Consider the following 21,445-nt stretch of genomic DNA (forward strand, 5'->3'; position numbering starts at 1 on the left):
GAAGAAACGACGCCGTGTTTCGGAGCCAGCCCGCGCTGTCGCTGTCCATCAAGGAGCTGGAAAGCGCGCTGGGCGCCGCGCTCTTCGAGAAGGGCAGTCACGCGTCGCCCACACCCTTCGGCACCATGCTCTACGGCGAGGCGCGCAAGCTGGTCGAGCATTACGAGCGCGTGATCGGCTCGGCCGTCGACGTCGTCCGGGTGCGGCATGGGCGCGTGCGCGTGGCCGCGGTGCGATCCATCGCGCACGAAATGCTGCCGCGCGCGATCAGCCGCTTCGCGCAGCGCTATCCCGGCATCGAATTGCACGTGGAAGACGGTACCGCGGACTATAATCACGACCGGGTGCGCTCGGGCGTGATCGACTTCGGCATCGCAGGCGAGCCCAAGGGAGAGCCGGAGTTGAGCTTCACACCGCTTCTGTCCGATGTGATGTGCGTCGTGGTGAAGGCGGGCCATCCGCTCTTCCGGCATCGGAAGATCAAGTGGAAGGATCTGTCTGGCTATCAGCTCATCGGCAACGGCACGATGCGCGCACTGCCGGCATCCCTGCTCGATGCGATTGGTCAGATGGAGATCTTCATCGCCAACACCACCGCCCTGCTCTCGGCCGTCGAGGGTGAAGTCGGTCTCACCGTACTGCCTTATCTCGCGCAGCAGCGACATCGGGACATGCTGCGTTTTATTCCGCTTGACGAACCGCCTGTCGAGCGCACCGTGGGCTTCGTCGAGCCGACCGGAAGGTCGTTGAGTCCGGCAGCGCTCGCGCTGCGCGAGAGTTTCCTGGAGGATCTCGGCGTGTCGGTACTACCGAAGCAGGTTCGCCGCTTGACGTTCGATTGATGCGATGGTCTGGAACGCGCAGATCGCGGACATGCTGAATGCGGGCCAGCGTGATCGCACTATCGGTAAAGCGTTCAACCGCTTTGGGACTGCAGCGCGCCGCATTGCTGACCTCCGCGATGCGGTGGTGCAGTCGAACGTCGGCTTCAAAAGACAGCGAACGAGTCTTGACGACCCTCTTCTCCCGCTCGGCGCTTCTCCCGCTCAAGGTCGCATCCTGAATAAGCGCGGTCGCTCAATGAGGCCACGTTACGGGCCGCAAAGAGTTCTCAATGCGCCGTCAGTTGCCATCGCAACACGGGATACGTCGCGCCCGCCGGCATCGCCCAGACGCCTGAAGGCCCGAAGTTCCACGACACGAAGCTCGCCGGATTGCTCATCTGCGCAGTGGTCAGTCCGTTTGTCGCGGGCGGTGCCGTACCGCCCTCGCTGACATGCACCGCGTTCAGCTGATTCGTCGTTTCCTTGTTCCAGTACACGTCGTTGCGGATCGTCCCCGAGTTCAGCGTGGCGATCGCGCCGTTGATATCGGGCGTCGGTCGCTCACTCGACCGCCCCACGGCAAACGACTCTTCGATGATGCCCGTGCTGGCGTTGTGTTCGACAAGTGCACCGTCTCCCATCAAGGAGCCGACAGGACCCGTGCCATAGGATTGTTGAATCACCCCCGTGTTCCTTGCGACCAGTCCGCCGCCGCTCGCGTGCGAGCCGCCAACGTTGATCGAGCCGGTCGCGAAAGACTGCACGATCCAGCCGTCGTTCTGGTTGACGAGGCCGCCATACGAACCATTGCCACCGACCGATGCGCCGCTCCACGACCGTTCTATCGTGCCCTTGTTCCACCCGACGAGACCGCCACCCCCGACGCCGCCGAACGCCGCGCCCGACCCCACTCCACCGGTCGACCATGCATAGGCGACGACGCCATCGTTTCGCCCGGCGAGCGCGCCGTAACTGCCGCCGATACCGCCCTCCACCTCGGCGTTCGCCACCCCGACGTTCCGTACGACGCCGCTCGTTCCAACGACACCGAACAGCCCGGCATAAGGAACGTACGCTTGAGCCGGGACCTGGATATTCAGGTTACTGACGACATGGCCGAAGCCATCGAATTGCCCGGCGAAGGGCGCCGTGTCGGTCGGTGCGATCGGAGTGAAGGAGGTGCTCTGCGTCGTCTTCAGGTCGATATCCTTGCCGAGGGCGTAATTGCCCTTCAGATCCCGCGACACGTTCATCAGATCCGTGACGTTGTTCACGAGCGTGTACGCGGTGATCTGCGTGACATAGCCGCTGAAGGGCAAGCCCGGCCAGCATCGATTGGCGAGCAGCGTTCCGGCCGAATAGCTGCCATTCAAGTCGTAGAGCAGACTTACGATGCCGCTGCTCCTCGACCAGTCGATCGTGCCTTGATTGCCGATGCCGCCGCCGTTGTCGATGCCGGTTGCATCGGCGCGAACGGTGAGGTTTCCACCGCCGGTGTTGCGAATGGCCGAGCCCGCGGCGATCGACACGCTATTCGCGGAATTCAGCGCAAGCGATGCGCCGCCTTGCCACTCGACGTTGCCGCTCACCGTGATATCGCTGTTCGCGCCTGTGGTCGTAACGTCCACGGATGTGCCCTTGCCCAGGCTGCGCGAGATTGCATTGGCGGCGTTCGCGTCGATCGTGAAGATCGGTGCGCTCAATGTCCAATGGCCCGCAAGCACCGTCGCGCTCCCGATGTCGAGCGCCGTTGCGCGCGTGTCGACGGCGCCGCCGCTGCCGTCCGCATTCGTCGCGATGATCGTGCCGTCCGCATGAACTTCGCCCTTGTCCGCGACGAGCCAGACGTGGCCATCGCGGGTTGCAGTGCCCGTCGCGCGGATCGCAGCGCTGTTGCCCGCGAGGGCATACACGTTGCCATCGGCGGCTTGCAAGCTGGCTTGCGCCGCCCCGATCGTGCCCGCGTTCATCACCGTGCCGCCGCTTCCCGCCTGCACGAATACCTGTTGGCCAGCGGACGCGTCCTGCAGCAGCACCTGATTGCCTGCCACCAGTTCAACCGTTCCCTTCGGCGCATCAATGCTTCCGACGTTGATCACCGACTTGCGCGACACGAGGAACACGTCGCCGCCGCTCGAACCGATCTTGCCGAGATTGATCACCACTCCGTTGCCTCCGCCCGAAAACGCGAGCGGACCGCCCTGCATGAAGGCGTTCGGATCGATATTCAGGGTCGATGCAACGAAGCGCCCGCCCGTCGCGATCACGCCACCGGGGGCCACGAGCACGCCGTGCGGATTGATGAGATAGACACTGCCGCTCGCGTGCATCTGCCCCAGGATCGTGGAAGGATCGCCGCCCGTCACCCGATTGAGCGTCGCGCCGCTACCGTTGTCGAAGGTCACCGTGCGAGACGACCCGATCGAAAAACTGCGCCAGTCGATGACGCCCCGCGACGACGTCTGATTGATCGTGACGGACTGGCTGCCGGTCGTTATAGCGCCGCTGCCCGCGACGAACTGGCCGCCGCCAGGGAGCGGCGGTGCCCCGGATACCGCGATCGCGTATGCAGACGCCAGGCCAAGCACGAACGGTCGCATCAGAAGGCAATATTGATTTGGGGTACGAATCCATGAACACCGCGCCAAGCGTTGCATGTTTCCCTCCTTTGCCCTGAGCCGCTTGCTACTCAGTCGGGCATTCAGTCGCCGTAAAAGAGTAGTTTGTCCAAGCATAAGCGGATAGTAGTCCGAAAGCCGTCAACATGTACGTAATCACGCCCGAGCTCGCTCATTCTGCGCGAACGCTGCCGGCGTTCGTTCAGCAATCCGCGCAACAAAGATGCAAGGAGTTCGGCGAATTTGAGGTCGCGACCATCTCTTGTGCGGCCGCTACGATCGAACTGTCCAGTCGCACGACGTCATCGCTATGCCTCCTGCTCGAGTTTCACTATCGCGAACCAGACAAGGCATTGATATTCGCGACAGTGGTCGCTCACCGCCCGAGCTTGCGCGACAGCACCGGTCAACCTGGCGCACCCGATCTCCAGTTCACCATCAGCGCGAGCGAGAAGCGCCTCTTCCTGCATGAGCTCAAGCACCCGCAGGTTACGGCGTCTGGCCATCGCGCCGGTGTCGGGTGCGCTCGATGTCGTTCGCCAACTGCGTCAGCCGTGACAGGCTGTAAAGGCCCTCGACCACGTCAAACAAAGCGCCTCTACGCTCCGGCAGCCTGCTCGCGCATGCGGCGAGCTTCGTCGCGCAGGAACTGCTGATAATCGTCGAGATCGCCGTCGAAGGGCTCGACGCCACCCTTGGTGACGAGCCAGAATTCATCACATACCGCTCGCAGCAGGGACCGGTCGTGACTGACCAGCATCACAGTGCCTTCGAATTCGTTGAGTGCCATGCCTAGCGCTTCGCGGGTAGCCAGGTCCAGGTGGTTGGTAGGCTCGTCGAGCAGCAGCAAGTTGGGACGCTGCCACACGATCATGCACAACACGAGTCGGGCCTTTTCGCCGCCGCTCATCGTGCCGACTGCCTGATGGACCATGTCGCCGCTGAAACTGAAGGTGCCGAGAAAGGTGCGAAGCGATTGTTCGGTACCACTCTGGCCGGGCGCGCGCATGTGCGCCGGCGTGTCCTTGGCGAGCCGGATCATGTGTTCCATCGGCGTGTCGAGAGGACGCAGCACGTCGAGTTCCTGCTGTGCGAAGTAGCCTATGTTCAACCCTTTGCCTTCGCTGATTTCGCCGGCAATCGGCGCCAGCGCGTGCGCCACTGTCTTCACTAGCGTGGACTTGCCCTGGCCATTGGCACCGAGAATGCCGATGCGTTGACCGGCCAGCACAGATCGGTTGATGCCCCGAACGATGACGGTGGGCGGCGTGCCCGGCGGTGCGTCGGCGGGCGCCGGATAGCCGAAGCTCGCATCCAGCATCGACAACAGCGGGTTCGGGACGTTGAGCGGCTCCTTGAACTCGAAGTTGAACTCTGCGTCGGCAAGCACTGGCGCGATCTTTTCCATGCGTTCGAGCGCCTTGACGCGGCTTTGCGCCTGCTTCGCCTTCGAAGCCTTGGCCTTGAAACGGTCGATGAATTTTTGCAGGTGGGCGATCTTGTCCGCTTGCCTGGCCATCGCGGCCTGCTGCAACAGAAGTTGCTCAGCGCGCATGTCTTCGAACTTGCTGTAGTTGCCGCCGTAACGCACGAGCTTGGCGTTGTCGACGTGCACCGTCACCTGCGTCACCGTGTCGAGAAATTCGCGATCGTGGCTGATCACGACCAAGGTTCCCTGATAGCGCTTAAGCCACGCCTCGAGCCAGACCAGCGCGTCGAGGTCAAGGTGATTCGTCGGTTCGTCGAGCAGCAGCAAGTCGGACGGGCACATCAGCGCGCGCGCCAACTGCAATCGCATGCGCCAGCCGCCGGAGAAACTATTGACCGGCTCGCCAAGCTGCGCAACAGTGAAGCCAAGGCCCAGGATCAGCGCCTGGGCGCGCGCGGGGGCATCGTGTGCACCGGCGTCGTGCAGGGCCATGTAGGCGTGCGCCATGCGCATGCCATCCTCGCTGGCCTCAGCGGCGGCAACCTCGGCCTGCGCGGCAAGCAGTCCGATGTCACCCTCGATTACGAAGTCGGTCGCACTCAGCTCTGTTTCCGGCATATCCTGCGCGACTTGGCCCATCTTCCACGCAGCGGGAATCGAAAACTCGCCGCCGTCTTCGTGCAGCGTACCGTTGAGAAGGCCGAAGAAGGACGATTTTCCCGCGCCATTGCGACCAACAAGGCCAATCTTTTCGCCAGGGGTGAAGGTTACGGACGCGCGGTCGAGCACGACATTGACGCCGCGGCGCAGCGTGACATTTCGGATGGAAATCATGAGGAGCGGCTTCGAAGAGGATAGGCATGATAGCCGACCGGACGTATAGACCGGACACTTTTCGGGCCGCACGGGTGAAGAAGCACTTTCGCTTTGCGGCGTCCACCGCTCACAAAGCAAGACGAACGCTGATGCACGGGCGTTCCAGTTGCGGGGACCCCGGCCATATTGTGAAAGGCGGATCTTGGTCGATCGTGAAATTACAAGGCTGGACCCGAACAACAGCGATCGATGATTGAAAACCGAACGTTCCTAGACGACCCATCTCCGCCATTCGCCATTTGAGCACTCGGCCGACCGGTCTTGAACGCGCAACCGCCGTTCGACGACGCGACTCGCCTACGGCGACCTCGCTGCCCTCAACGTCCAACGCGTTTCACGGTTCACTGCTTCTTCAGCCCCTCCATCGCCTTCTCGCGCGCCGATTGTGCATCGACGATCAGCCTGTACGCCATTGCCCAAATCGACAATCTGCAGTGAAGCATATCCAGTCTCCCCTTGCTTCCTTGTCGCTCCATGAGCGACACGATCCCTCACGCGTACTGCCTCGCGAGTTGCCTGAGCGCAGGCCCCGCGTGATCGTGAAAGCGCTTGATGCCGCTGCAAAGGTAGTAGTTCAATCCGGCCTGACCATCCGGGCTGCACACAGACCGATTCTTGGGACATTTTTCCCAGCATAACTTCAGGTGCCTGCACTGACCGCAATACTCAGGAAGCGAGTCCCGTTTCGCGTACCCGAAGCGTTGCTGCTGTGGCGAGAACGCCATCTCGCCCAGATGCGTCGTCCGGATATTGCCGAGCGAAACGGCCGGGTACACATAGTAATCGCAGGCATAGACTTCGCTGTCGTGTTCGATCGCAAGCGCCTTGCCACAGAATTCGGCGGTCACACACGTCTGCGCGGGACGCCCCATCGTCTGCACGACAGCCGTCTCGAACAGGTTCACCAGCACGCGACCAACGTCTTTTCTATGCCATTCGTCGAAGGTTCCGTTCAGACGGTTACCGCGCGACGAGAGCCATGGCCGAAGCGACCGTCCCCCATCTCGCACTGCTTTTTTCCCACGTTATTTTATTGTTCAAGAGAAGTTATCAGTCTTGTGAGATCTCGGGGCTCGATGTGGATCATTCCACCTTTCGGGCTGTCGATATCCGCGATGAGCGCGAGCGACAACGCGATTGTGGTCGGTAGAATCGTGATGAGTAGTCCCCTGCGCAGGCTGCCCTTTGCCCCGTAGCCCTGCAAAACGCAACCGAGCAGCGCGGTGACGATCATCAGGTACCACGCGCCTAGCGGGATATGATTGATGCGCGCGGCCTCCGAGTAGTCTTGGGAGTTCAGAACGTCGTTCATGCCGGAGACAACCAGCGCACCGATGGGTGTCGGTTGCATTTTCGCCACCCGCGTCGCGAGTTGCCAGAGTTCCGTCTCGACATTCGCAGTATCGCGGTTGATTTTTGCGAGTTCATCGCGCTCTCGCGTCCTATAGTTGGCCAATCTAAGCTTTGCATACCGGATCAAGGCTGACTTGATCTGCGCGCCCACGACAACATCGGCGAGATCGGCGCGCGAATACTCAGTGCCGATAGCATTGGCTTCGCTTTCCTCCAAAGTTTTGCGGAGGTCGTACCGATTCACTGCCATCGAAAGACTGAAACCGACCAGAAGTGCGAGCAGGGTCAGCGTGGACGTTTGAATGATGTTGAAGTCTTCGTGGTCTTCCGCCGGGAGCGAGGCAAGGCGTCGTAAAACTAACGCGCCGACCGCCACCGCGCCGACGAACAACGCCAGAAGAACGACGAACAACACAGCCGGACGATCCACGAATCCTGTCATTCGAAACCCCTGTCGTATAGATAAGCAGCGCAGGTCTGGGAATTTGCGATTGATCGCGGCTGCCAGCGGGCGTTCATCGACCTTCAATCGATAATGGAAAGCACTGGCGAGAATATATTCGTTTTAAACTATGAAAATCACGTAGCAATAGACCAGTGACGCTTCAATCTCTTGAATGGCTGGTTCAAAAGCAAGGCTTACGACGACTCTGCCGGCGCCGGGAAACATTGGGAGGTTCGCATCATGAGCACGGTCGCAGCAAAACTCAAACATGAACTCATCAAGGCGCTGCCGCCTACGATCTTCTTCTTTGTGATTCTGCATATCGTTGTACTGATTCGCGCCCTGATGATTCGCGGCACCGGGATTTCGATGGAGTCGTCGGCATCGGTCCTCTTTGCGTCGCTCATTCTCGGCAAGTCGGTGCTGGTTGCCGACATGCTCCCGTTCATCAACCGTTTCCCCGAAAAGCCGCTGATCTGGAACGTCTCTTGGAAGACGCTGATGTATGCGCTCGTAGCACTCGTCGTTCATTACCTCGAGCGCCTGTACGATTCCTGGAAGGACGCGCCCAACCTCATCGCCGCAAATCACGAGCTGTGGGCCGGCATCAACTGGTCGCGCTTCTGGGCCATTCAGATTCTGCTCGTCACCCTGATCTTCAACTATTGCATGATCGCGGAGCTCTCCCGGGCATTCGGCCGAGATCGACTCAAAACAATCTTCTTCGGCCCCCTCCCTCCTCATCGCGACTGACCGATTGCTGCAACGCGGCGCGAAAAAATCGAAAAAATCTCCAGCCGCGTGTTGCGTTCGGAGCCGTCCTTTATATATTTACGTATACCAATTCATTCGAAAGAACGAGATGCATTTCGAAGAAAAATAGAAATACGGGCCCATTTCGTTTCGGAAAGCGAAATTCGCCTTGTCTCTGAAAGTCGAAGAATGAATTCCGGGGAGCGCTTTCAATTCAGCAGGCATCTGCGAGGCGAAAATGGCCGACTTCCCGTGTTCGTCGAATGGCGCCCTTCATCTGCGGCCGCGCAGCCAGGCCTTGGCGCTCGAACAGCGCATCCTGTTCGACGGCGCCGCCGCATCGGCCGCCGATCACCAGCATCATGCCGATTCCGCCCATGCCGCAGCCGCGCCCGAAGTCGCTCCAGCACCGGACGCGCGCAGTGGCACGGCAACGGCCTCGGCGCCAGCGGCAGCGCCGGTCGCGCCACGTAACCTGGTGGTACTGGACAGCCGCGTCGAGAACGGCAGCGAACTGCTTGCGCAAACGCCGCCCGGCACGCAGGTGCTCGTCGTTCAGCCAGGGCAGGATGCGATCGGCGCGATCACGGCCGCCCTCGCCGGCATGGGCCACGCGGACTCTGTGCAGATTTTCTCGCACGGCGCGGCGGGCCAGTTCACCCTCGGCAATCAGACTTTCACGAGCACGACACTCATACAGATGGCCGATGCGCTCGGCACGTGGCGCAGCCATCTGGGCCACGACGCGGACATCGAGCTCTACGGTTGCGACATCGGCGCGGGCGCGGCCGGCAAGTCACTCGTGCAGACGCTCGCAAGCACGACGGGCGCAACCGTCGGCGCATCGAACGACGCAACCGGCAGCGCCGCGCTCGGCGGCGACTGGACGCTCGAAGTAACGAGCGGCACGCTCGACAAGCCGATCGCGCTCTCCGCCTACGCGCTCGCGCACTATGACCATCTGCTCGCCGACGCGAGCCCGACGGTCACGCTCGCGACGACAACGCAGAGCGTGCTGCTCGGCAATCAGTTCTCCTTCGATGTCTCCTTCACGAACACGGCGAGCCAGGTCGGATACGGCCCTTATGTGGACCTCCTGATGCCCTCCACGGGCCGCGACGGCAACGATGGCGTCACGTTCGTCTCCGCGAGCTATCTCGGCCAGGCGGTCACGGCCTTCACCATCACATTCGATGCCAACGGCCGGGCGGTGCATCCGCTCGCGAAGGACGCGAGCGGCAACGCGCTCGTCGTCAACGCCGCCACCTACGGCCTGCGCCCCGGCGACGAACTCGTCGTGCTCGAACTGCCGTTCGCGAGCGTCGCGCAGGGTCAGCCGGCGATCACGGTGCAGGTCAACGCGCAGTTGAGCAATCTCGCCGACACCGCGTTCTCCAACAGCAGCCCCGACCTGACGATCGGCGCGCGCGGCGCATTCCAGTTCGGCAACGACTCGCTCGACAATCCGACGACGGACCCGGCGATCATCGAGACCGCGCTGCGGGACTTCACCGTGCATCCGACGGTCGTATCGCTGACGCAGACCGTCAATACGCCCGAAGGCGAGACCGCCACCGGCCCGAACTTCGTGCGCACGGAAACCGTCACCGCAACCGCCGCGACCGGACAGACGCTCACCGATGTGGTCATCAATCAGGACGTCCCCGCAAACGTTCAAATCACCGCGATCACGCCGGGCGCGGGCGGCACGATCACGTCGCTCACGTTGCAGGACGGGTCGGTGCTGACCAATGCCGCGCTCATCAATGCGGCGATCAACAGCGACACCGTGTTCATCCGTTCGTACTCGGTCGAATATGCGAGTCTCAGCGGTTCGGTCGATACCGTGGTCAGCTTCTACGTGCCGCAAACGGATGCGTCCGGCGCCAGCGTGATCAATCCGACCACGGGCGCGCCGGTGACGATCGCGTTCGGCACGGCATCGGGAAGCGGCCAGTGGGTGCCGCTCGACCCGCGCGATCTCACGCCGCCGAATACGAGCGTCGCATTCTCCGGCTCGGCCGACGGCACCGGCACGACCTTCGTCGCCAAGGCCGCGACGCTGGAGAAGCAGGTCAGCGAGCAAACCGACACCGGCACGGCGGGCGCGACGCCCGGCGATACGCTCGCCTATTCCCTCGATGTCGCACTGTCCGATTACTTCGCGCTCGGCAAGACGCAGCTCGGCGCGGGACAGTTCATCGTGACGGACCAGCTCGGCGACGGCCAGACGCTCACCGGCACCCCGACGCTCACCTATACGCAGGACGGCGTCGCGCGCACCATCGCGCTCGTCTCGACGCGCACCGTCAACGCGAACGGCACGACCACGCTCGCCTTCGACATCGGCGCGTCGATTGCGACGGCGCGCGCGCTGCAGCCCGGCGCGCTGGCGGGCGACATCGCGTCCGATAGCGTCCGGCAGGGCGCGACCACGGCACGCATCGACTATCTCGCGGTGGTCGGCCAGCGCTACGCGAGCAACTACACGCAGAGCGACATCAACGAGGGCGATTCGTTCGGCAATCACGCGACCGTCGCCGCGACGCTGCTGCTCGACCGGCTCAACCTGACGGGCGGCTCGGTGAGCGACGATTCATCGACGACGAGCACGGTGCCCACGGGTCACGTCGACATCGCGCTCGTCACGGTCAACGGAACGACGCCGCCCGCGAGCGGCGAGCTGAATCCGGGCGACGTCGTCACCTTCAGCCTGCGCTACGACCTCGTGACCGGCGACTACGAGCGGTTCTCGCTCGCGGCCTATCTGCCGCTGCCGCTCCTGAACGCGACCGGCATCAACTGGACGCAGGGAAGCGGCGTCGGCCAGTGGAGCTTCGGCGCGGCCAATACGAACGCGGGCAGCCTGGTCAGCGTGACCGAAGGCAGCGGCAACTCGCTCGTGTTCGACTTCGGCAGCTTCGCGACGGGCGCAGCGAGCGGCAGCACCATCCAGATTCTCTTCACGATGCGCGTGGGCGATCAGCCTTACGCCGATCAGCGCTCCTTCGACGTGCTCGCGCAATCGAACCAGGTCACGACGATTGCGCACACGCCGCTCGTATCGTCCGATGTCGCCGTGGTCGCCTCCGTCGCTGAACCGGTGCTCGATATCCGGCAGGGCGTCGTGTCGAGCAGCGAGGGCATCGTGTCCGGCACGACCGGAACCTGGAATGCGCCGGGCAGCGGCGGCGTGCCCTTCGCGGGCTCGGTGACCGATGTGAGAGCCGTCGACGGCAACGTGAGCGGCATCGACGGCGGCGACATCGTGCGTCTCGCCACCGCGATCAAGAACACGGGCGGCGGCGGCGCGTTCGACGCCTCGACCACGGTCACGCTGCCCGGCGGGCTGCAGTTCGTCGGCGGCAGTCTCGCGGCAGCCGATCTCGCCATCTATCGCGGCGACGGCACGCGGCTGACGGCCGGCGTGGACTACAGCGTCAGCGGCAATACGATCACCTTCCTCGACGCAGGCGGCGTCGCGACGCTCGTCGGCGGGCGCGCCGGCACGACGGCGGATCAGGCGGGTACCAACGTCGTCGTCGTCACTTACGATGCGACGGTCATCGGTGGCATCGCCGCGGGCAGCACGCTGCAGACGAGCGCCGCGCTCACGCGTTACGCGAGCGTGGAGGGCGGCACGGACTTCACGCCCACCGATCTCGCCGACACGGCCAACGAGCAGATCGCCGCGCCCACCGTCAGCGTGCAATACGGCGGCGGCACGCTCGACGACGCCGATTCGAGCGCGAGCCATACGAGCGGCAGCGACCTCGTGATCGGCGAGAGCATGACCTACGACATCGTGGTGACGCTGCCGGAAGGCGGCACGCGCAATCTGCGCGTCGACGACCTGATTCCCGCCGGCCTGCGCCTCGACACGAGCTTCAATGGCGGTCTCGGCTATCAGATCATCACGACCGCCGCGGGCAGCGCCGCGCTCGCGGCGGACTTCAACGGCAGCGTGAGCGTAGCGAGCCTCGCGGCGCTTTCGGGCCAGCTCGGCGCAGACGGCGCGGGCGCGCGCTTGACCTTCGCAAGCGCCGGCGCGAACGCCGACAACATCGGCGCGAACGACTCCTTCGTGGTCCGCGTGCATCTGGTGGCGAGCAACACGACGGGCAATCAGGCGGGCGTGACGCTCGCCGATCCCGGCCGGCTGGTCTACAGCGATCCGGACGGCGACACGCCCAACGGCACGGCCGCGCTCGATCGCAGCGTCGCGCAGAGCGGCGCGGCGCCGACCGTCGTGATCCGCGAGCCGACGCTGCAGGTCACGCAGACGACGCCCGCGCTACCGCGCTTCGGTGTCGACGCGGGCAATACGGTCGAGTACGACATCACGATCAGCAACGGCGCGGCCGCGACCGATTTCAACGCGTTCGACGTGAGCTTTCTCGATACGCTGCCCGCGCAGCTCGGCAATCTGGCGATCCTCGGCGTCACGTACCAGAACGGCGCGACCAACCACGGCGGCCCGGACTTCGAACTGGCGGGCGGCCAGTTGCGCACGGCGGCGGGCGCGAACATCGACATCGCGAAGGGCGGCAGCGTGACGATCCGCGTCTCGGGAACGGTGCTCGCGTCGGCGGCGAGCGTGCCGTCCTTCGACAACACCGCGACGGTTCAGTGGACGAGCCTCGACGGCACCACATCGGCCAGCGCCGATCCTGCCGGCGAGCGCACCGGCGCGGACGGCCTGCTCAACGGCGGCGCGCTCAACGACTACCGCACGAGCGCGACGCTCACGGTGCCGGTCGCGCAGGTCGTGAGGATCTCGCGCGTGGGCGGCCTCGCGGACACGCCCGCGCCCTCGCCCACCGACGCATCGGACGAAAGCGTCACGGTGGGCGAAGTGGTCCGCTATCGCGTGGTCTCGCTGCTCGCAGAAGGCGCGACCAACGACTACTCGCTGCAAATCACGCTGCAGAACGGCCTGCATTTCATCAACGACGGCACGGCGCGCATCGTGTTCATCTCGAACAACGGCATCACGACGGACCTCACCAGTCTCGTTACCGGCGGCACGCTCAACGAAACCGGCAACGAAACCAGCCCCGAGGCGCTGCCGATCACGCCGGACCTGTCGGGCGCCGCGCCCACGGGCGTGCTCAACGCGGCGAACATCAGCGTCGTCACCGATGCCAGCGGCAACGAGACCATCACGTTCCGGCTCGGCAACATCGTCAACCCGGACAACGACGCCGACCTCGAAGGCATCTCGCTCGAATTCAACACGCGCGTGGCCAATCAGGCATCCAATGTCGCGGGCGCGGCGCTCACGATGAGCGCAGTCGACCGCTCGGGCACCAATCTGCTGTCGACCGCGGATACGGTGCGCGAGGATATCGTCGAGCCGACTTTCACCGGCGTGCAGAAGCAGGTCTACGGCTTCGATCCGGGCGTCGGCACGAATGGCGGCACGGCGCAGGTCGACGTGCGCTTCACGCAGAGCGGCACGTCACCGGCCTACGACGTCGTGCTCACGGACAGCTTCACGGGCGCGACCGGCTATACGTTCGACCGTCTCGTGCTCAACGGCACGACCTACACGGCGGTGCAGCTCGCGGGCATCGGCGCGGCGGTGGACACGAGCAACGGCCTTCGCGTCACCTTCGCCGAACTCGCGGTGAACAGTCAGGTGCAGGTGTTCTATTCAGCCGATGTGCCCAACGCCGCGCCCATCGCGCCGACCAACGCGACCCTCACGTGGACCAGCCTGCCCGAGAGCTTCACGAGCTGGGGCGGCTCGGGCGTCGGCGTCGCGGGCACGGCGGACGGCGAGCGCACCGGCGCGGGCGCGAGCCCCAACACCTACGTTCGCACGAGCGCGGCGGGGCTCGGCGTGGTGAGCGGCACCTTGTGGGACGACACGGCATCCGCGACAACGTCGGCGACGCCCGACGGCCCCGGCCTCGCCGGCCAGACCGTCACGCTGACGTGGGCGGGTGTGGACGGCAACCTCGCCACCACCGCCGACAATCTCGTCTACACCGCCACCACCGACGCGAACGGACACTACGCATTCGGCGTGCTGCCGCTCGGCGTCTACCGCATTCAGGCGCCCACGGGCGCGATCACGTATCCGCAGCCGGTCGGCGCGCTCGCGGTGCGCATCGATAGCGATGCCGCCACGCCGCTCGGCACCATCGGCTTTACGCTCGCGGATGGCGGCACGGCGAGCGCCAATGCGGGCTACGTCGAGCAGAACGATGCGCCTGTCAACACGCTGCCCGCATCGCCGACCGGTTTCGAAGACACGACGCTCAGCCTCGCGGGCATCACCGTGAGCGACGTGGACGCGGGCGGCGGCACGCTTCAGGTCGCGCTCAACGTCCTGCACGGCACGCTCTTTCTGAGCGCCCTGCCCGCCGGCGTCACCGAATCGGGCGATCACACCGCGACGCTCACGCTGACGGGCACGCTCGCTTCGCTCAACAGCGCGCTCGCGAACCTGCAATATCTCGGCAACGCGAACTTCAACGGCCCGGATACGCTGACGGTCAGCACCAACGATCGCGGCAATTTCGGCGACTTCAACGGCAACGGCATTCCCGGCGAAGCGGCCGATGCGCGCATCGCCACCAGCACGCTGCCGATCACGATCACAGCGGTCAACGACGCGCCCGTGGCCGTCCCCGATGCGGCGAGCGCGACCGAGGCCGGCGGCAACGCCAACGCGCAGCCGGGCGTCGATCCGACCGGCAACGTGCTCAACAACGACACGGATGTCGATATCGCCACCAACGGCGACGCGCTGCGCGTCGTGCAGGTGAGCAACCAGAGCGGCGCGGGCATCTTTCTGCCGAACGTGGGGCGCGGCGTCATCGCCGGGCTGTACGGCACGTTGAGCCTGGGCGCGAACGGCGGCTATCAGTATGTCGTCGACAACGCCAATGCGGCGGTGCAGGCGCTGCGGCTCTCCGGCCAGACGCTGACCGAGCGCTTCACCTATGTCGTGAACGACAGCGCGAACGCGAGCGCCAGCATGACACTCACCGTGACGATCCACGGCGCGAACGACACGCCCATCGGCGTCGACGACACCGGAACGGCTACCGAAGCGGGCGGCGTCGCGAACGGCACGCCCGGCAGCAACGCGACGGGCAACGTGCTCACCAACGACACCGACGTCGACAGCGCGGCAAACGGCGAGACGCATCGCGTGACGGGCATCACGAATCGGCCCGAAAGCGCGGTCGATGCGCCGCTCACGACGGTCGCGGCGGGCACGACGAGCGGCAACGGCACGAGCATCGCAGGCGCGTTCGGCACGCTGATCATCGGTGCGGACGGCTCGTATCGCTATGTCATCGACAACAGCAACGCGCAGGTCCAGGCGCTCGTGCCCGCCGATGCGCCGCTCGTCGACACCTTCACTTATGCGCTGGCGGACGCGGGCGGGCTCTCCGATCTCGCGCAATTGCGCATCGAGGTGCACGGCGCGAACGACAATCCCGTCGCGAGCGACGACGCGGGCGCGGCGAGCGCCGGTTCGGCCAGCACCGGCGTGAATCCCGTCGATGCGACCGGCAACGTTGTCACGCAGGCGAGCCGCCCCGGCACGCCGACCCAGCCGGGCGGCAACGGCATCGACACGGACGTCGACCATACCGACAATCCGAACACGTTGCTCGTGGTGAACGGCGTCCGAACGGGCGCAGAAGCGGCGGGCGGCAGCCTTACGGCGGTCGCGGCGGGCACGACCGCCGCGAACGGCACGAGCATCGCGGGCCTGTACGGCACGATCCGCATCGGCGCGAACGGCGCGTACGACTACGCGGTGGACAGCAACAACGCGGCGGTGCGCGCGCTCGCGGCCGGCGCGACGCTCACCGAAACCTTCACGTACCGCATTGTCGATACGAGCGGCCTCACCGATCAGGCGCAACTCGTCATTACCGTGCGCGGCGTGAACGATGCGCCGACGCCTCAGACCGACACCGGCCGCGCGGTGGAAGCAGGCGGCGCGAACAACGGCACGCCGGGCGTCGATCCGTCGGGCAACGTGCTCGCCAACGACAGCGATCCCGAGCACGACCCGCTGACGGTGACGGCGATCCGCACGGGCGCATCGTCGGGCGCGGGCACGGCGGGCGTGCCGGGCCAGCCGCTGCGGGGCGCATTCGGCAGCCTGACGCTCGGCGCGAACGGCGCGTGGCAGTACGTCGTCGACAACGCCAACCCGAACGTGCAGGCGTTGCGGCTCGCGACCGACACCCTCACTGAGCGCTTCACCTGCACGGTCACGGACTCGCACGGCGCGGCTGCGCAGGCCGAGCTGGACATCGTCATTTCCGGCAGGAACGACAATCCGGTCGCGCAAAACGACGTGGCGAGCGCGCTGGAAGCCGGCGGCACGCTCAACCAGACGCCGGGCGTCGATCCGACCGGCAACGTGCTGCTCAACGACACGGACGTCGACGCCGGCGACACCAAAGCCGTCGATGGCGTGCGGGCCGGCGCCGAGGCCTCGCCGGGCAGCTTCGCCGCCGTCGCGGGCGCGACCTCGGTCAAAGGCACCTACGGCACCTTCACGATCAACCCGGACGGCAGCTACACCTACGTCGTCGACAACAGCCTGCCGGCCGTGCAGAACCTGATCATCGGCCAGAGCGTGCAGGAAACCTTCACCTATCGCATGCACGACGCAGCGGGCGCTGCCGACACGGCGCAGATCTCCGTGCAGATTCGCGGCGCTTTCGACGCGCCCGTCGCCCATGACGATTTCGCCCTCGCTTCGGCGAATATCGGCAACGGCAGAGCGTTCGACGCCGTCGGCAACGTGCTCACCAACGACACCGACGTCGACCTGAACGACTCGCTCAGCGGCAACGCGGCCCGCGCAGGCGGCCCGGCCGCGGCCGTGCCGTTGTCGGCGATCGAACCGGGCAGCAGCAGCAGCGTCGACGCCACGATTCTGCAAGGGCAGTACGGCACGCTCTTCATCGGCGCGAACGGCACCTATCTCTATCGCGTGGATGCGACCAATCCGACGGTCATCGCGCTGGGTCCGCTGCAGACCGTCGACGATGTCTTCACGTATCGGGTGCGGGATCGCGACGATCTGACGGACCTCGGGCGGCTCACGATCGTCGTGCGCGGACGCAACGATGCGCCCGTCGCCCGCGACGACACCGCAACCGCCGTCGAAGCAGGCGGCGTGAACAACGCGACGCCCGGCGTCGATCCGTCGGGCAACGTGCTCGCCAACGACTCCGACGCCGACGGCGACGCCATCCACGTGAGCGCCGTGCAGGGCGAAAGCGGCGCGGTCGGCACGCCGCTGCAAGGCGCGTACGGCACCCTGACGATGAACGCCGACGGCACCTGGCGCTATGCCCTCGACAATGCATCGGCCGCTGTGCAGGCGCTGCGCACGAGCGGCCAGACGCTGCAGGACGTGTTCACCTATACGAGCGAGGATGTGCTCGGCGCGCAGGGCACGGCGCAGTTGCGCGTCACCATCGACGGGCGCGACGACGCGCCCGTCGCGCACGACGACAGCAGCACGGCGATCGAAGCCGGCGGCGTGAACAACGGCACGCCGGGACGCGATGCGACCGGCAACGTCCTCGCCAACGATACCGACGTCGACACCACGGCCAACGGCGAGACGAAACAGGTCGTGAGCATCGCGAACGAAGCGGGCCGCAGCGCCGAAGCGGGACAGGCGCTCGCCGGGCAATACGGCACGCTCGTCGTGAAGGCGGACGGCAGCTACGACTATGTGGTCGATAACGCCAATGCGGCCGTGCAGGCGCTGCGCACGAACGGCGACACGCTCACCGAAACATTCGCGTACCAGATGCGCGATACGGCGGGCGCGAACTCGCGGGCCACGCTCACGGTCACGATCCACGGCGCCGACGATACGCCCGCCCCGCATGACGACAGCAACGTCGCGAGCGATCAGACGCCCGCGCCGCAGGCACGCGGCAACGTGCTCCCCAATGACGGCGATGTCGATGCGAACGATCATCTCGACGTCGCCGGCGTGCAGTCGGAAACCGGCGCCACGGCTGCGCCGGGGCACGCGCTGGCGGGGCGCTACGGCACGCTCACGCTGAACGCGGACGGCACGTACGTCTACGCGATCGATCTGACGAACCCGCAGGTGCTGGCGGCGGCCGGGCTCGGCCAGGTGCTGCAGGACACGTTCACCTACACCGTGAGCGACACCGCAGGCGCGACCGCGCAAGCCGCGCTGGTGATCCATCTCGACATTTCGTCGCCCTATATTCCGCCAGCGGGCGCGGGCCCTTACTGGAACCAGGCACTCGCGACCACGGCCAATTTGCAGACGGAGCAGAACTTCGTGCCCACCGTGTTCGTGACGCCTGTCGTCGAGGCGGATGCCGTGCGTGCGACCGAGCGCTCGCGCGAGGCGGACGGCAGCCAGATCGGCTGGCCGCTCGAACCCGATGTGGCATTGGCGTCCCGCACGATGCCCGAGCTTCAGCCGGGCGAGTTCGTCGGCCGCACGGTGCGCGACAGTCAGCTCGCGAGCACCTTCGATCAGGCGTGGATATTCGGCCGGCACGGACGCGTGAGCCTCGATGCGGACGGCCTGCTCGCTGATCCTTCGGTGTTCGCCGCGCTCGCGAGCCATCTGACGGACGGCATGCATCCGCCCGTCGAAAAGGAGCCGGCAAAGACCGCGCAAGCTTTCGGGTCGCAATTGCATGAAGCCGCGCGCAAGCTGCCCGCCATGCGCGGCAGAACGGCCAGTCGCTAGCTCTCGAACGAGGATTCGCGCCATGCCACGACATCAGCCGCATCTGTCCGGAGCCGCGACCGCCTTCGCGCTGTGCGTCCTCGCGGGCTGCTCGTCCCTTCAGCCGCAACCCGCGACGACCGACCAGATTCGCGATCGCGTCGTCACCGACCAGCTCGCCATGTACAACGCGCAGGAGCCGGTCAAAGGCCCCATCACGTTCTATCAGGCTGCCGCGCGGGCGCTGAAATACAACCTCGACTACCGGCTCAAACTGATGGAAAGCGCGCTCGCCGCGAATCTGCGCGATGTCTCGACCAATGCACTGTTGCCGCAACTGGTGGCCTCGGCGGGCTATTCGTATCGCAGCAACGACTCGGGCGGAACGTCAATCGGCATCGAGGATCGTCAGGTGAGCTTGCGGCCGTCTACCTCGGAGCAGCGCTATCACGAACTGGTGTCGCTCGGCATGACGTGGAATCTGATCGACTTCGGCATGGCGTACTACCGCACGCAGCAACGGTCGGATCAGATGCTGATGGCCGAGGAGCGCCGCCGCAAGGTCGCGCAGAACGTGCTTCAGGACGTGCGCAACGCCTACTGGCGCGCGCTGTCCGCGCAGCGCCTGAAGCCCGAAGTCGATCAGTTGATCGCGCGCACCCAGGCCGCGCTGCGCAATGCGCACGAGGCGCAGGACAAGGGGCTGATGCCGCGGCAGGACGTGCTGGCCTATCAGCGCGCGCTGCTCGACGCCATCTCGCTCCTGACCGTGCGCCGGCAGGATCTCGAATTCGCGCAGGCCGAACTGGTCGCGCTGATGTCGCTGCCGCCCGGCACGCCGCTCGTGCTCGCCGATACCAACGACGGCGCGCTGCCATTGCCGCCCCTGTCCACGCCGCAGCCGACGCTCGAACTGATCGCGTTGCAGAACCGCCCGGAGATCATGGAGGAGTGGTATCGCAAGCGGGTCAACGAGAACGACATCAAGATCGCGAAGGCGCAGTTGTGGCCGAACATCGGCATCGACATGAACGTGAACTATGACTCCAACACCTATCTCTACAACAACTACTGGGCAGCGGTGGGCGTGCGAGTGTCGCTGAACCTGTTCCGGCTGCTGCAACTGCCCGCGCTGAACGAGCAGGCGGCCTCGCAGGAGCAGACCGACAACCTGCGGCGCATGGCCCTTTCGATGGCGATTCTCACGCAGGTGCGCATCGGCTCGCTGCGCTATCAGCTCGCGTTGCAGGAACTGAACTTCGCCGACGACAGCCTGCGCGTCGATCACGATCTGCTCGACTACGCCAACGCCGCCCGCACGGCGTCGATCGGGTCAGAGCTCGAAGTGATCCGCGCCGAAGGGCGTTATCTGCTGTCGCGCTATCTGCGCGAGGCGGCGTATTCCGACTGCCAGTCGGCGTGGGGACGGCTCTACAACTCGCTCGGCTACGACGTCATGCCCGACGCCATCGCGAAAGACGACGTCGATACGCTCGCGCTGGAAATCAAGCGCACGATGGCGCGGCAGGAAGAGTATCTGCCGAGGCTTCCCGCACCCGATTCGGCCGCGCCGCTCGCGCCGTTCGGACAGATGTCGCCGCCCGCACCCCCGGTGGCGCAACCGCTTGTCGCCCAGCCTGCCGGAGCGAGCGATGCCACATCCGTGCGCTGAACGCATCCGGCGCGCGGCCGCGCTTTTGCTGTTCGTCCTGCCGCTCGCGCAGGCCGCAAAGCCCGCCGCCGGCGACGGTCTCGACGATCCCAACGCGATCCGCGTGCTGCTCGCGCCCAGTCTCGAAACCACGCTGTCGAGCGAGATGAACGGCACCGTCACCGATCTGCATGCGTCGCTCGGCAAGCCGATCGCGAAGAACGCCGTGATCGCGCAGATGAACTGCGCCGAAGTACAAGCCCGCGCGAGCGTCGCGAAGGCGGAACTGAACATGGCGAACCAGAATCTCGCCGCCAAGCGCAGCCTGCGCGAGCTGAAGGCGGCAGGCGACATCGAGGTGGCGATGGCGTCGACCGATGTCGAGAAGGCCAAGGGCGCGCTCTCGCTCGCGAAAGCGCAGCTTGGCTATTGCCAGGTGATCGCGCCGTTCAGCGGACGTATCGCGAAGGTCTATGTCAAGCCGTATCAGACCGTCAGCGCGGGCACGCCGATCGTCGATCTGGTCAGCGACGGCGCCCTCAAGGTGCGGCTGAACGTGCCATCCGCGCTGCTCGTCAGGCTGCGCTCGGGCAGCCGGCTCGACATAACGATCCACGAAACCGGCAAGACCTATCCGGCGCACGTGAGCGCCGTCAACGCGCGCGTCGATGCGGTCGCGCAGACGGTCGAACTCGAAGCGCAACTCGACGGCGCGACCCAGGATCTCGTCGCGGGCATGAGCGGCGTCGCGCGGATTCCGGCGAATCCCTGAACGAGCC

The 21,445-nt window shown here is 65.3% G+C and carries 9 protein-coding genes; 5 read left to right on the forward strand and 4 right to left on the reverse strand.

Annotated elements, in window-relative coordinates:
- Positions 1-14 precede the first annotated feature (14 nt).
- The gene (locus PQR08_RS21610) at positions 15-842 is read left to right on the forward strand and encodes a LysR family transcriptional regulator (RefSeq protein WP_250485112.1); all 828 of its coding nucleotides are present in this window, start codon (positions 15-17) and stop codon (positions 840-842) included.
- A gap of 269 nt (positions 843-1,111) precedes the next feature.
- Here the strand turns inward: PQR08_RS21610 and PQR08_RS21615 are convergent, their stop codons facing one another.
- From PQR08_RS21615 to PQR08_RS21630, 4 genes are all read right to left on the reverse strand, one after another.
- Positions 1,112-3,424 (reverse strand): two-partner secretion domain-containing protein, encoded by a 2,313-nt coding sequence (locus PQR08_RS21615; RefSeq protein ID WP_408162274.1) that lies wholly within the window; start codon positions 3,422-3,424, stop codon positions 1,112-1,114.
- Between the two features lie 616 nt (positions 3,425-4,040).
- Positions 4,041-5,705 carry an ABC-F family ATP-binding cassette domain-containing protein gene (locus PQR08_RS21620; protein ID WP_250485114.1) on the reverse strand — a complete coding sequence of 555 codons (1,665 nt, stop codon included), beginning with the start codon at positions 5,703-5,705 and terminating at the stop codon, positions 4,041-4,043.
- Positions 5,706-6,238: 533 nt separating this feature from the next.
- A complete protein-coding gene (locus tag PQR08_RS21625) occupies positions 6,239-6,658 on the reverse strand; it encodes an SPASM domain-containing protein (RefSeq protein WP_238217254.1) in 420 nt (139 codons plus the stop codon).
- 119 nt (positions 6,659-6,777) lie between these two features.
- Entirely contained in the window at positions 6,778-7,542 is a 765-nt protein-coding gene (locus PQR08_RS21630) for a bestrophin-like domain (protein ID WP_250485115.1), read from the reverse strand.
- Positions 7,543-7,785: 243 nt separating this feature from the next.
- On the opposite strand from PQR08_RS21630, the gene PQR08_RS21635 reads away from it, so the two are divergent.
- The 4 genes from PQR08_RS21635 (at position 7,786) to PQR08_RS21650 (ending at position 21,438) form a co-directional block, all read left to right on the forward strand.
- Complete coding sequence (locus tag PQR08_RS21635) at positions 7,786-8,298, forward strand: hypothetical protein (RefSeq protein ID WP_250485116.1); 513 nt, start codon at positions 7,786-7,788, stop codon at positions 8,296-8,298.
- Positions 8,299-8,536: 238 nt separating this feature from the next.
- Positions 8,537-19,036, forward strand: a complete 10,500-nt coding sequence (locus tag PQR08_RS21640) for a cadherin-like domain-containing protein (RefSeq protein WP_250485117.1) — start codon at positions 8,537-8,539, stop codon at positions 19,034-19,036.
- Positions 19,037-19,058: 22 nt separating this feature from the next.
- Entirely contained in the window at positions 19,059-20,687 is a 1,629-nt protein-coding gene (locus PQR08_RS21645; protein ID WP_250485118.1) for a TolC family protein, read from the forward strand.
- Entirely contained in the window at positions 20,668-21,438 is a 771-nt protein-coding gene (locus tag PQR08_RS21650) for an efflux RND transporter periplasmic adaptor subunit (RefSeq protein WP_250485120.1), read from the forward strand. The genes PQR08_RS21645 and PQR08_RS21650 overlap by 20 nt, the downstream gene beginning before the upstream one ends.
- Positions 21,439-21,445: the final 7 nt, after the last annotated feature.

The organism is Caballeronia jiangsuensis (genome assembly GCF_046030135.1).
Classification (GTDB): Bacteria; Pseudomonadota; Gammaproteobacteria; order Burkholderiales; family Burkholderiaceae; genus Caballeronia; species Caballeronia jiangsuensis.